This is a genomic window from Aurantimicrobium photophilum, assembly GCF_003194085.1.
Taxonomy (GTDB): domain Bacteria; phylum Actinomycetota; class Actinomycetes; order Actinomycetales; family Microbacteriaceae; genus Aurantimicrobium; species Aurantimicrobium photophilum.
Genome location: NZ_CP023994.1, coordinates 970,648 through 983,768, shown reverse-complemented (window position 1 = coordinate 983,768; position 13,121 = coordinate 970,648). Strand labels below are relative to the sequence as shown.

The following is a 13,121-nucleotide window of genomic DNA, read 5'->3' as shown; positions in this document are numbered from 1 at the left end:
GAGGAACACGCAATGACTGAACAACCCCAGATCTTCAAAGGCCTTGCCGGTGTTGTTGTTGACGCAACCGCCGTCTCCAAAGTGAACCCTGAGACCAACTCGCTGCTCTATCGCGGATACCCTGTGCAAGAGCTCGCTGCCAGCAAGAGCTTCGAAGAGGTAGCTTGGCTGCTCTGGCACGGCGAACTTCCTACAGCAGCAGAACTTGCTGGGTTCCAGAAGTCTGAGCGAGCACAACGCGCTCTGGACGCCAACGTCAAGCGCGTCATCGATGAGCTTCCTTTGACAGCCCACCCCATGGATGTTGTGCGCACAGCAGTCAGTGTCATTGGTGCGTCGGACCCCAACACAGACGACTCATCTCCTGAAGGAAACCTGGCCAAGAGCATCACGCTGTTTGCCAAGCTTCCCGCCATCGTTTCCTATGACCAGCGTCGCCGTCGTGGCGAGGGAGTCATTGAGCCTCGCGAAGACCTGGATTACTCAGCAAACTTCCTCTGGATGAGCTTCGGCGAAATTCCAGATGACGTGGTGGTGGATGCCTTCCGTGTCTCCCTGATTTTGTATGCAGAGCACTCCTTCAACGCCTCGACCTTTACCGCACGTGTGATTACCTCGACGCTGTCTGATCTCTACTCAGCAGTGACCGGTGCCATTGGTGCACTCAAGGGACCTCTGCACGGTGGTGCGAACGAAGCTGTGCTTCATATCTTCAACGAGATTGGTTTCGGCCCTGATGCTCCAGCTCGCTCAGAAGCATGGCTCGAGCAGGCACTGGCAGAGAAGCGCAAGATTATGGGCTTCGGCCACCGTGTTTATAAGAAGGGTGACTCTCGCGTTCCCACCATGCGTAAGTCCATGGTTGAGCTCATCGAGTACTACAACCGCCCCGATGTTCTTGACCTATATGAGGGTCTCGAAGCAGCCATGACCGAGCGCAAGGGAATCCTGCCCAACCTGGATTACCCCTCTGGTCCTGCGTATCACCTGATGGGTTTTGACACACTGACCTTCACTCCAATTTTCGTGGCAGCACGAATCACCGGTTGGACTGCTCACATCATGGAGCAGCTCCAAGCGAACGCACTTATCCGTCCGTTGTCGGCCTACAACGGTGTGGATGAGCGTCACCTCTGAACAATTGAGGGGAAATAAGAAAAACCTTGCAGGATCGTCTCTCCAGCAAGGTTTTTCTTATCAACGCGTGAGATAACCTTGAACTATGAGCACTCCTGAGAACACCCAGAGCCCCGCAGACGGCGAACTCGTCTCCACGCTCTCGGTTGTTGAGGGGCAGCCACTTGAAACCCGAGCTGAGGGTTACGCAAAGCTTTATGACGATCTGCGTGCTCAGCTCGAAGGCGGCGACATTCCTACCCGTGACTAGTCAACGTCTCGACGCTGCCCTCGCTGAGCGCGGCCTGGCGCGTTCGCGCACACATGCAGCAACCCTCATCTCTGAAGGTTTTGTTCGTGTGGGCGGCAAAGTTGTGAATAAGGCTTCAACCAAGGTTGAGGAAACCGACGAACTCAGTGTTGATGGCGCAGACCACTACGTTTCTCGCGCTGCACACAAACTCCTTGCCGGCCTCGAAGGCTTCGGCATTGACGTGAAAGGCCGCGCTGCATTTGATGTGGGTGCGAGCACCGGAGGATTCACTCAGGTTCTTTTAGAACGTGGCGCTGAGCCTGTCGTGGCATTGGATGTGGGTCACGGTCAGCTCTCTCCACGCATCCGCTCAGATGAGCGTGTGTTGGTTGTGGAAGGGGTCAACGCCAAGAATCTCGATCAAAGCCAGCTCTCTGGCCTGGTCAAGCAGGACTTTGTTGCTGATGTTGTTGTTGCTGACCTCTCCTTTATTTCCTTGACTCATGTCATGGCCGCGTTGAAAGCGTGTGCCACGCCCACCGCGGACTATGTCCTTCTGGTCAAGCCACAGTTTGAAGTCGGTCGCACAGGCGTCAAAGAGGGCATCGTAACCAACCCTGCTCTGCGTGAAGATGCGGTCATGGCGGTGCTCTGGTCTGCTTTCGATAACGGTCTTGGTGTCTGTGGCATCTTGTCCTCCCCAATCTTGGGCGGAGCGGGTAATCACGAGTATGTGCTCTGGCTCCGTGCAGATAGTCAGTCGAATCCGTCAGAATGGACTCAGCAGGTTCACCAACTGGCAGGAGCATGACAATGAGCGCTGAACAACGCTTCATTCTTGTTGTCTCTCACGCTGCCCAGCAGGCCACCCTCGAAGCAGCCGTTCAGGTGTGCCGTGAGATTCAGGCGCAGGGTGCTATTCCTGTTTTGCGTGAACTTGAAGTCGCCCCGGTCAAAGAACTTGCACCAGAACTCACTACTCTGGTCACTCTCGACAAGGACGTCACTGTCACACAGATTGAATGCGCCATTGTGGTCGGTGGTGACGGAACCATTCTTCGTGCGGCAGAACTCTTGCGAGATGCTGCGGTTCCCATGCTGGGTGTGAATACTGGACACGTTGGTTTCTTGGCAGAAACCGAACGTGACTCTATTCCACAGACGGTGGCTCGTGTGCTAGCCAAGGACTACCAAGTTGAAGAGCGTTCCACGCTGTCTGTGCGCGTGAAAGTGGCCAACGAGGTTGTCTTTGAAACCTGGGCCCTCAACGAAGCAACCGTTGAGAAGGCAAGCCGTGAGCGCATGCTCGAGGTTGTCATCGAGGTTGATCGCCGCCCCCTTTCCAGTTTTGGCTGTGATGGCGTCGTGATGAGTACCCCCACTGGTTCGACGGCATACAACTTCTCAGCAGGGGGTCCTGTTGTGTGGCCCACTGTAGACGCCATGGTGCTCGTGCCCCTCTCGGCACATGCACTCTTTGCCCGTCCGCTAGTGGTTGGGCCGGATTCTGTCTTTGCAGTGGAAATCATGGAGCGCCGCAGTGGTCACGGAGTGCTGTGGTGTGACGGTCGTCGCACCCGTAACCTGCCCCCAGGTGCACGTGTGATTGTGAAGAAGTCACCCTCCCCCGTTCTCCTCGCCCGCTTCCACGCGGAAGCATTCACTGACCGTTTGGTGGAGAAGTTTGATCTTCCCGTCACGGGATGGCGAGGACCAGGGCAGTGATCGAGGAGATTCGCATCCGAGACCTCGGAGTGATCTCTGAGGCTGTGCTTCCGCTAGGTCCTGGCTTCACAGCCATTACCGGTGAAACCGGGGCTGGTAAGACCATGGTTGTAACTGCGCTGGGACTGTTGCGCGGTGAGCGTTCAGACTCTTCGGCCGTGCGCAATGGAAGTGACACCGCATGGGTGGAAGGTCGCTGGATCCTCACCAACCCCGAAGCCATCACCGAAACAGTGAACGACGCTGGTGGTCTCATCGAAGGAGACGAGCTCCTGCTTGGTCGTTCGGTTTCTGTAGAAGGTCGCTCACGAGCAGTCGTGGGTGGACGCAGTACTCCTGTTGCGGTCCTAGGTGAACTAGGTGAACTCCTGGTTGCTGTGCATGGGCAGTCTGACCAAGTCCGTTTACGCTCTGCCTCAGCACAGCGTGAAGCTCTAGATCGTTTTGCCGGTGCACAATTTGCAGAAGTGTTGGGGGAGTATGCCCACGCTTTCCGTCGTTGGAAGAACAACGCCGCAGAACTAGCCGAGATCACTGCCCAGCGCGATGCGCGCACGCGTGAAGCCGAAGAACTTCGCCTCTCCATCTCTGAGATCGAAGCTGCCGCGCCACAATCTGGTGAAGATGAACAGCTCACGGCTCTCGCCGAGCGTCTAACTCATACTGAAGATCTTCGTGTAGCGACGGCCCTTGCCAGAGAAGCGCTTTCCTCTGAAGAAGGTGACGGAGGAGATGCTCTCGCTCGTGTGGATGCGGCTAAGCGTCAGCTCGAGAAGATGTCAGATGTTGATCCAGTGCTGTCGGGTATTGCGGAGACTTTGACGCAACTGTCTTTCCAGCTCCACGATGTCACTGGTCAGCTTTCGAGTCACCTGGCGAACCTCGAGGGTGAAGGGGAGCGAGATCTCGACGTTATCCAGAACCGTCGTGCAGAACTCAACACACTTATTCGTAAATATGGCCCCACGCTCGATGACGTCATTGCGCTGTTGGATTCAGGTAGTCGTCGACTGCTCGAACTTGACGGTGATTCGGATCGCATCACCGAGTTGGCTGAAGAAGTAGCGGCAGATCATGCACTTGTAGTGCGCGGTGCTGATGCGCTTCACGACCTCCGTGAAGCAGCTGCTGCTCGACTCTCTGCTGCGGTGACCGAGGAACTCTCTGCGTTGGCAATGCCCGATGCGCAGTTGTCTGTGAAGGTCACAAAGAACGACGAGCTGGCTCTTCATGGATGCGACACAGTTGAGCTGTTGTTGCGGCCTCACCCTGGTTCTGATCCACGCCCCATCTCCAAGAGTGCCTCCGGTGGTGAGCTTTCTCGGATCATGTTGGCGCTGGAAGTAGTCATAGCGGGACAAGACTCTGTTCCCACCTATGTCTTCGATGAGGTGGACTCCGGTGTTGGTGGTGCGTCGGCGATTGAAATCGGTCGACGCCTTGCCCGCCTGGCAGAAAAGTCCCAAGTAATTGTTGTCACGCACTTGGCGCAAGTTGCCGCTTTTGCGAACAATCACCTACGAGTAGTCAAGGACACATCAGGCGAAGTGACCGAAAGTAGCGTGCAAACACTGCGTGGAGCAGACCGTGAAGCCGAGATGGCACGTCTTCTCTCCGGACTGCCAGATTCTGAAAATGCTTTGGCTCACGCCCGCGAGTTGATTCAACTGGCCTCCTCCCGCTGATAAGCTCTAATTCCGTGGTGAATACTTCGGGAAACAACGTAACCAAGCACATTTTTGTCACCGGGGGCGTTGTCTCGTCACTCGGTAAAGGCCTGACGGCGGCTAGCCTCGGCAATCTTCTCACCGCACGCGGTCTCCGCGTTGTGATGCAAAAGCTCGATCCATATCTCAACGTGGATCCCGGAACGATGAACCCGTTCCAGCACGGTGAAGTCTTCGTCACCGACGATGGCGCCGAGACCGACCTCGACATCGGACACTACGAGCGCTTCCTTGACATCAACCTGTCTCAGGCCGCTAACGTCACCACCGGTCAGATCTACTCTCAGGTCATCGCGAAGGAACGCCGTGGCGAATACTTGGGTGACACCGTTCAGGTCATTCCTCACATCACGGACGAAATCAAGCGCCGCATGCGCCTGCAGGCAGAAGACATCCCTCAGCCAGACGTCATCATCACCGAAATCGGTGGAACCGTTGGCGACATCGAATCACAGCCATTCATTGAGTCTGCTCGTCAGGTTCGCCACGAACTCGGCCGCAAGAACGTATTCTTCGTGCATGTGTCCCTCGTTCCCTTCATGGGCGCCTCGGGCGAGCAGAAGACCAAGCCCACTCAGCACTCTGTTGCCGCGCTGCGCTCCATTGGTATTCAGCCAGATGCACTCGTGCTTCGTTCTGACCGTCCCGTGACTGAAAGCAACAAGCGCAAGATTGCATTGATGTGTGACGTGGACGAAGACGCTGTCGTCAACGCAGTAGACGTTCCCAGCATCTATGACATCCCCACCATGCTGCACAGCCAGGGCCTCGACGCCTACATCGTGGAGCAGCTTGGCCTGGACTGCAACGAGGTCGACTGGTCGCACTGGTCGCCACTGCTGGAAGCAGTGCACGATCCTGCACACGAAGTCACAATCGGTTTGGTTGGAAAGTACATCGACCTGCCAGATGCGTATCTTTCTGTTTCTGAGGCACTTCGTGCCGGTGGCTTCGCCCATCGCACCAAGGTGAACCTGCGTTGGATTCCGTCTGACGACTGTGAAAGTCACGAAGGTGCTGCAGAGAACCTCTCTGATCTTGATGGCATCTGTGTTCCTGGTGGTTTCGGTATTCGCGGAATTGAAGGCAAGCTCGGTGCGCTGAAGTTTGCTCGGGAGAACGGCATTCCAACCTTGGGTCTATGCCTCGGTCTGCAGTGCATGGTTATTGAGTACGCTCGCAACCTTGCTGGTTTGCCTGATGCTTCGTCTTCAGAATTCGACCCTGAAACCAAGACCCCTGTGATCGCCACCATGGCGGAGCAGGTCGACATCATCAACGATGGCGACATGGGTGGAACCATGCGTTTGGGTCTTTACAAGGCTGCCTTGACGCCAGGCTCACTCGCTGCTGCGGTCTATGGATCTGAACTGATTGAAGAGCGTCACCGTCACCGTTACGAAGTGAACAACACCTACCGTCAGCAGATTGCTGACGCTGGTCTGTCCTTCTCGGGTACTTCTCCTGATGGTCAGTTAGTTGAGTTCGTTGAGCTTCCTCGTGAGGTTCATCCTTACTACATCGCTACCCAGGCACACCCTGAACTTCGTTCACGCCCCAACAACGCTCACCCCCTGTTCTCAGGTCTGGTTGAAGCATCGCTGGAGCGCCAGAAGGCTACTCGCCTGTTCGACATCGAAAAGGCCTAACGTGGCTGACACCAACGCGGAAGGTCTGGTTGACCAGCCTGCCGAGGTGACCATCACCGAACGCGAGACGGTGTTCACCGGCCGTGTCTGGAACATCGAGCACGAACGGTTTGAATACAACGGTCACGTGATTGCCCGTGATTACGTCGACCACACTGGGGCAGTAGCGGTTTTGGCGTTAGACGATAACGACCGTTTCATTGCCATCCAGCAATACCGTCACCCCATTCGCACCCGCGAATGGGAGATTCCGGCAGGACTGCTGGATATTGCTGGTGAAAGCGCACTTCTTGCTGCGCAACGAGAACTCGCTGAAGAAGTAGATCTGCAAGCAGATTCGTGGTCGGTTCTCTCCGATTACTACACCTCACCTGGCGGCTCCAACGAGATCGTGCGCATCTTTCTTGCTCGGGATCTCCACAACACTCCCGTTCCGTTCGAACGCAGTGAAGAAGAAGCAGACATGGAACTGCGCTGGGTGAGCTTGGACGAGGCCCATGATGCCGTGTTGGCAGGAAACGTCAGTAATTCCATCTTCCAGATTGCTGTTCTGAACGCCTTTGCTTCCCGGGCACGAGGTTGGGACACTCTGCGTCCAGGTGATGCCCCGTGGGCTATGCGTGAACACCGTGATGCTCTGGGCTCAGGAGCTCCCTGGCAGGCCTAAGCCAGCGCACTACTCACCATGAACCTGCAACGAGCCCGCGATAACTACTTGAGATATGTCGCCATTGAGCGTGGTCTGTCTCAGAACACTGTTGCTGCCTACACGCGCGATATTGACGCGTATCTGGCCTGGCTAGGGGAGCGTGGCACAACAGAGGCTGAAGCCATCACCCTGCCGGACGTGAGCGCGTATGTTCAATGGCTTGCCACCCGCACCGAGAGCCCTCTGACGTCATCAAGCCAGTCCCGCACGCTCAGCTCCATCAAGGGATTCCACAAGTTCATGGTGGAAGAGAACATCATCGTGAACAACGTCACCGCGGATGTGAATCCTCCGAAACTCCCTAAGAGACTTCCCAAAGCCATCTCCGTCGACCAAATGTCAGCATTGATTGCTGCCACCGACGGTGATGACGAAGTCCGAGTGAGAGATAAAGCTCTCTTAGAGCTGCTTTATGCCACTGGGGCTCGTATTTCTGAGGCCGTCGGCCTCAATGTTGATGATGTCACCGTGAGCGAAGGCATGATTCGCTTGCGCGGTAAAGGTGGAAAGCAGCGCATCGTGCCCGTGGGTTCTTATGCCCAAGCAGCGCTGGATGCCTATTTGGTGCGTGTGCGCCCTGTGTTCTCTGCTCGAGGTAAGTCCACCCCGGCATTGTTTCTAGGCCCCAGAGGTGCTCGTGTGAGTCGTCAGATGGCGTGGCTCATCATTCGGGAGGCAGGAGAGCGGGCACAGCTTGATGTAGAGCTCTCGCCACACACCTTTAGGCACTCATTTGCCACCCACTTGCTAGCAGGCGGAGCGGACGTTCGTGTAGTGCAGGAACTGCTCGGTCACGCCTCTGTGGCAACCACGCAGATCTACACTCTGGTGACCGCAGATACGTTGCGTGAGACCTACATCACGGCACACCCACGTGCGCAAGGTTAGTCAAGGTATTTCAGCCTGAGAACTAGCTAGAATGGGCATCACGGTAGTCCGGGGACATGGTTTTCAGGATGCCAACATTTTGCTCAATCTCACAGTGGGGACACTCGAGTGGTTACGTACAAGAACGGCGTGAAAGTCGGCCCAACTGGACGTCCCTTGAAAGACTTCCCAGTACCTGAGCCACTTGCTTCTCACGGTCCTGCACGCATCATCTCTATGTCCAACCAAAAGGGTGGAGTAGGTAAGACCACCACCAGCATCAACCTGGCTGCAGCACTTGCTGAATACGGCCGCAAGGTGCTTGCTGTTGACTTCGACCCCCAGGGTGCACTTTCTGCAGGTTTGGGCATCCAAACTCACGACGTTCCCACCATCTACGACCTCATGCGTGGATCGGTCAAGGACACTAAGTCAGCTATTCAACACTCCAAGGTTCCTAACCTGGATGTCATTCCTGCCAACATCGACCTCTCTGCTGCTGAAGTTCACCTCATCAACGAGGTTGCCCGCGAGCAGATTCTTGCTGGTGTGCTTCGCCAGGTGAAGAACGACTACGACGTCATTTTCATTGACTGCCAGCCTTCACTGGGGCTGTTGACAGTGAACTCGCTCACCGCAGCTCACGGCGTCATTATTCCGTTGGCTACCGAGTTCTTTGCACTCCGTGGTGTTGCTCTCCTGATTGAGACCATCGACAAGGTCAAGGAACGCTTGAACCCTGCCATCGAACTCGATGCCATTGTTCCCACGATGTATGACCCCCGCACCCTGCACTCGCAGGAAGTCATGGAGCGTGTTGTCGAAACCTTCGGTGACAAGGTCACCGACACCGTCATTGGTCGCACCGTGAAGTTCCCCGATGCTTCTGTTGCTGGTGTTCCTATTACCGAGTTTGCTCCTGAGCACGCTTCTGCGAAGGCCTACCGCCAGCTCGCTCGTGAACTGATCGAACGCGGTGTCGTCGCTTAGCGAAGCCACCACTGACGCTGTCGGCACTCCTGAAGAGGTTGTCGACGGCGGTTTTCGTGTTGCAGTGGGGGAGTTTGAAGGCCCTTTTGACCTTCTTCTGAATCTCATTTCTAAGCATGAACTCGACATAACCGAGATTTCGCTCAGCGTTGTCACCGACGAGTTCATTCAATACCTCAAGACTCTCGATCTTGAGAAAGAACTCGACGCTGCCACCGAGTTCCTGGTCATTGCAGCAACCTTGCTCGATCTCAAGGTTGCGGGGCTACTTCCTCAGGGTGAAGTTGTAGACGCTGAAGATGCAGCACTCTTTGAAGCTCGTGACCTGCTCTTTGCACGACTGTTGCAATACCGTGCCTTCAAGGACGTGGCGAAGTGGTTCAGCGAGAACATGGATGCCGAGTCCACGCGTCACGTGCGCACTGTGCGTCTAGAAGACCGCTTCCGCAAGCAGGTGCCAGAACTGATCTGGAATACCAGCGTTGATGACTTCGCGGCGTTGGCCATGCTGGCCATGGCGCCGCGTGAGATTCCCGTGGTGGGACTTGATCACCTGCATGCGCCCTTGGTGAGTATCCGTGAGCAGGCTGCCACCGTCGTGACCAAGCTTCGTCAGGGCAAGCCCATGACATTCCGAGAACTCGTCGCAGATGCGGCAATTGCCGGTGTCATCGTGGCGCGATTCCTCGCGGTGCTGGAACTCTACCGCCACGCAGCTATTTCTTTTGCCCAGGATGAACCCCTGGGAGATCTGACAATCGAATGGACCGCCACCAACTGGTCCGATGAGAACCTCGCCAACTTGGGGGCTGACTATGACCGCTAACGAACAGACAGATGTTGAAGTGACTGTGGAAGACGTCGTGGAAGCCACCGTCGCAGAGCACGTGCCTGTGGTCGATGTTGAGCGCGCTATTGAGGCCATCCTCATGATTGCGGATGAGCCACAGTCCATGGTCTCCATTGCTACGGCCATGAGCGTTCCGGTCAAAGCAGTGAAGCAGGCTATTGAGAACTTGGTGAACGACTACAACGGAGCCAACGGGGGAGTAGAGCGCGGTTTTGAACTGCGTGAAGTCGGCGGCGGCTGGCGTTTGTATGTCCGTGAAAGCTACGACCACGTTGTTGCTGACTTTGTTCTGACCCAGAACCCCACCAAGCTGTCACAAGCTGCGTTGGAAACCCTGGCGGTTATTGCGTACAAGCAGCCCATTAGCCGTGGTCAGATTGCCCAGATCCGTGCCGTGAACGTGGATTCGGTAGTGCGCACACTGCTCAGCCGTGGATTGATCACCGAAGTATCCAGTGATGCTGAGACCGGTGCCATTCTTTACGGCACCAGTGACCTACTGCTCCAGCAACTTGGAATCAACTCTTTAGATGAGCTTCCCCTCATCTCGCCACTGTTGCCAGATGGCCAGGAAGGCTTCGATGTCGACGCTTCGTAGTGGTGATCCATTACCCGAAGGTGTGAAGAACGCTGACCGCCCACCTATTGAGGACTGGGACGTAGCAGCAGCGCCTGAAGGTATTCGTATCCAGAAGGTGATGGCTGCAGCAGGTGTTGCTTCACGCCGGGTAGCAGAGAACATGATTGCTCAAGGCCGTGTTGCGGTTAACGGGCAGTTAGTAACCGAACCTGGGCTTCGCGTGGACCCTGAAGTAGACGAAGTCACTGTAGACGGAATCCCCGTGCAGGTAGACACCTCGAAGCGTTATTTGATTCTGAATAAGCCTGTTGGTGTGGTCAGCTCTATGGCTGATGACCGTGGGCGCCCAGATCTCTCTGATTTCACCCGAGACTACGAAGAGCGCCTGTTCTATGTGGGGCGTCTCGACCAAGACACCAGTGGTTTGCTCATTCTCACAAATGACGGAGACCTTGCACATGTGCTGGCTCACCCGTCCTTTGGTGTGCAGAAGACATATATTGCCAAGGTGCGAGGCAAGGTCACGCCACAGACCCTTTCTAAGCTTACGAAGGGCTTTGACTTGAGCGACGGCTTTATCCAGGCAGATAAAGCTCGCCTGTTGTCTTCCTCTAACAATGGAGACTCCTCCATCGTGGAGATCACCCTGCACTCGGGGCGTAACCGCATTGTGCGCCGCATGCTCAAAGAGGTCGGTCACCCCGTCCTTGAGCTCGTCCGCCGTGCATTTGGTCCCCTGAACTTGGGCACCCTTCCCGCAGGTCACATGAGAGACCTCACTAAAGTTGAACTCGGGGCAGTGCTCGCGCTTTCCCGCTCCAACACCGAAGAACTGCCCGAATACACCGAGATCGACAACGACGATATGAGCGAAGGAGATGACAACTAATGTCAGATACCAACGCCGTGCGCCTCGACGCACAAGTCCGTATCGTCGGAACGGGATTACTCGGTGCCAGTATCGGTCTTGCACTGCGCTCGCAGGGGATTGATGTTGCGCTCGCCGACTCGTCACCTAGCTCAGTCCATCTCGCATCTGACTTGGGCGCTGGACGCCCCGCACACTCTGATGACAGCCCCAAAATCATTGTGGTGTGCGTGCCACCAGATGTCACCGCAGATGTCATAGAGGCAGAGCTCAAAGCTTTCCCTGACGCCGTTGTTACTGATGTGGCCAGTGTGAAACTTTTTCCCTTGCACCAGCTGCAAGCTCGTGGCGTTGACATCACCCACTACGTGGGTGGCCACCCGCTAGCTGGCCGCGAACGTGGCGGAGCTATTTCTGCCCGTGGTGATTTGTTCTTGGGTCGTCCTTGGGTGGTCTGCCGCGATGAAGAGACTCCTGCGTGGGCTTTAGCGCTGGTTGAAGACCTCGTCCTGGACTTGGGTGCAGTTCCCATCGAGATGACCCCAGAAGCCCACGATGAGGCAGTGGGCTTGGTTTCTCACGTTCCCCAGATAGTTTCGAGTCTGATGGCAAAGCAACTTGAAGGTGCTTCGGATGAAGCAGTGCGTTTGGCAGGTCAGGGTGTGCGCGATGTGACCCGTATTGCAGCGAGCTCACCAGGGCTGTGGATTCAGATCCTGGGTGCCAACAAGGATTCCATCGTGGGAGTGCTGGAGAACCTCCAAAAAGACCTTCAGAACGTCACAGACGCCCTGAGAGACATATCCGCACCCGGTGCCCGCAAGGTTATTGCCGAAGAAATGTCGGCTGGTAATGCTGGTGTTGCGCGCCTCCCCGGCAAGCACGGTCAAAACAAGCGTTACGCACAGATTGTGGTGCTCATTGATGACCGCCCCGGTCAGCTGGCTCAGTTGCTGACGGAACTCGGCGAACTCAACATCAACTTGGAAGATCTTCGCCTTGAGCATGCTGAAGGTGCACAGATGGGTATGGTCGAGTTCTCGGTCGTGCCCGAGGTTCGCGAGACCCTCGTGAGTGAACTTGAAAAACGAAACTGGAGAGTGGCCTAATGAGCACCCCCATAGTTGTTGCTATTGATGGTCCCGCAGGAAGCGGAAAGTCTTCTGTTTCCAAGGCAGCAGCTCGCAAGCTGGGCTTTGCCTACCTCGACACCGGTGCTGCCTACCGCGCAGTGGCGTGGCACGTGCTCAACACTGCCACTGACCCAGCAGATGAGCAGGCTGTTATCGACAGCTTGGAAGACTTTGGCTATGTCATCAGTACCAACCCGGATGAGTACTTCGTTCGTGTGAATGAAGAAGACATCACCGAAGCTATTCGTGAACCTCGCATCACGGATGTGGTGAGTAAAGTTGCCAAGATTCCAGTGGTGCGCCAATACCTCAGTGATCTCTTCCGCCACATCATGGCCACCACTGATAAGCCCGGCATCATTGCCGAAGGACGTGACATCACCACCGTGGTTGCCCCTGATGCTCCTGCTCGAATCCTGCTCACTGCCAGTGAAGAAGCTAGAATGGCAAGGCGGTCTGCGGAACTTCCACAGCAATCGCAAGATCAAACTGCGTCTGCACTGCGTGCCAGGGATGCAGCCGACTCGCGTGTATCTGACTTCATGACCGCCGCCGATGGCGTTGTGACCGTCGATTCGACTGACTTCTCATATGAGCAGACGATTGATGCGGTCGTAGAGGTTATTCGTTCACGCACGTCGTAAGCCGTGCGAA

The 13,121-nt window shown here is 55.9% G+C and carries 14 protein-coding genes; all 14 read left to right on the top strand.

Annotated features, from left to right (window positions below; all coding sequences use genetic code 11):
- The first annotated feature begins 12 nt into the window (after positions 1-12).
- The 14 genes from AURMO_RS04870 to cmk all read left to right on the top strand — a co-directional run bounded on the left by AURMO_RS04870 (position 13) and on the right by cmk (position 13,111).
- Positions 13-1,137: a bifunctional 2-methylcitrate synthase/citrate synthase gene (locus tag AURMO_RS04870; RefSeq protein ID WP_110233583.1), complete on the top strand. Its 1,125-nt coding sequence runs from the start codon at positions 13-15 to the stop codon at positions 1,135-1,137.
- An 85-nt stretch (positions 1,138-1,222) separates the two neighbouring features.
- On the top strand, positions 1,223-1,387 hold the full coding sequence (locus AURMO_RS08985; protein ID WP_204163590.1) for a hypothetical protein: 165 nt from the start codon (positions 1,223-1,225) through the stop codon (positions 1,385-1,387).
- Positions 1,380-2,180, top strand: a complete 801-nt coding sequence (locus AURMO_RS04865; protein ID WP_239406794.1) for a TlyA family RNA methyltransferase — start codon at positions 1,380-1,382, stop codon at positions 2,178-2,180. Before AURMO_RS08985 ends, AURMO_RS04865 begins: the two co-directional genes overlap by 8 nt.
- Positions 2,181-2,182: 2 nt before the next feature.
- Positions 2,183-3,094, top strand: coding sequence for an NAD kinase (locus tag AURMO_RS04860; protein ID WP_110233579.1), 912 nt, complete (start codon positions 2,183-2,185; stop codon positions 3,092-3,094).
- Positions 3,091-4,779: a DNA repair protein RecN gene (recN, locus tag AURMO_RS04855; protein ID WP_110233576.1), complete on the top strand. Its 1,689-nt coding sequence runs from the start codon at positions 3,091-3,093 to the stop codon at positions 4,777-4,779. The genes AURMO_RS04860 and recN overlap by 4 nt, the downstream gene beginning before the upstream one ends.
- A 14-nt stretch (positions 4,780-4,793) precedes the next feature.
- A complete protein-coding gene (locus AURMO_RS04850) occupies positions 4,794-6,470 on the top strand; it encodes a CTP synthase (protein WP_239406793.1) in 1,677 nt (558 codons plus the stop codon).
- 1 nt (position 6,471) lies between these two features.
- Positions 6,472-7,137, top strand: coding sequence for an NUDIX domain-containing protein (locus AURMO_RS04845; RefSeq protein ID WP_110233572.1), 666 nt, complete (start codon positions 6,472-6,474; stop codon positions 7,135-7,137).
- Between the two features lie 18 nt (positions 7,138-7,155).
- Positions 7,156-8,067 (top strand): site-specific tyrosine recombinase XerD, encoded by a 912-nt coding sequence (gene xerD / locus AURMO_RS04840; RefSeq protein WP_110233570.1) that lies wholly within the window; start codon positions 7,156-7,158, stop codon positions 8,065-8,067.
- 108 nt (positions 8,068-8,175) lie between these two features.
- Complete coding sequence (locus AURMO_RS04835; protein ID WP_239406792.1) at positions 8,176-9,036, top strand: ParA family protein; 861 nt, start codon at positions 8,176-8,178, stop codon at positions 9,034-9,036.
- A complete protein-coding gene (locus AURMO_RS04830) occupies positions 9,023-9,862 on the top strand; it encodes a segregation and condensation protein A (RefSeq protein WP_110233568.1) in 840 nt (279 codons plus the stop codon). Before AURMO_RS04835 ends, AURMO_RS04830 begins: the two co-directional genes overlap by 14 nt.
- Complete coding sequence (gene scpB / locus AURMO_RS04825; RefSeq protein ID WP_110233565.1) at positions 9,852-10,484, top strand: SMC-Scp complex subunit ScpB; 633 nt, start codon at positions 9,852-9,854, stop codon at positions 10,482-10,484. The genes AURMO_RS04830 and scpB overlap by 11 nt, the downstream gene beginning before the upstream one ends.
- Complete coding sequence (locus AURMO_RS04820; protein ID WP_110233563.1) at positions 10,468-11,355, top strand: pseudouridine synthase; 888 nt, start codon at positions 10,468-10,470, stop codon at positions 11,353-11,355. The genes scpB and AURMO_RS04820 overlap by 17 nt, the downstream gene beginning before the upstream one ends.
- Positions 11,355-12,443: a prephenate dehydrogenase gene (locus AURMO_RS04815; protein WP_110233561.1), complete on the top strand. Its 1,089-nt coding sequence runs from the start codon at positions 11,355-11,357 to the stop codon at positions 12,441-12,443. Before AURMO_RS04820 ends, AURMO_RS04815 begins: the two co-directional genes overlap by 1 nt.
- On the top strand, positions 12,443-13,111 hold the full coding sequence (gene cmk, locus AURMO_RS04810; RefSeq protein ID WP_110233560.1) for a (d)CMP kinase: 669 nt from the start codon (positions 12,443-12,445) through the stop codon (positions 13,109-13,111). The genes AURMO_RS04815 and cmk overlap by 1 nt, the downstream gene beginning before the upstream one ends.
- Positions 13,112-13,121: the final 10 nt, after the last annotated feature.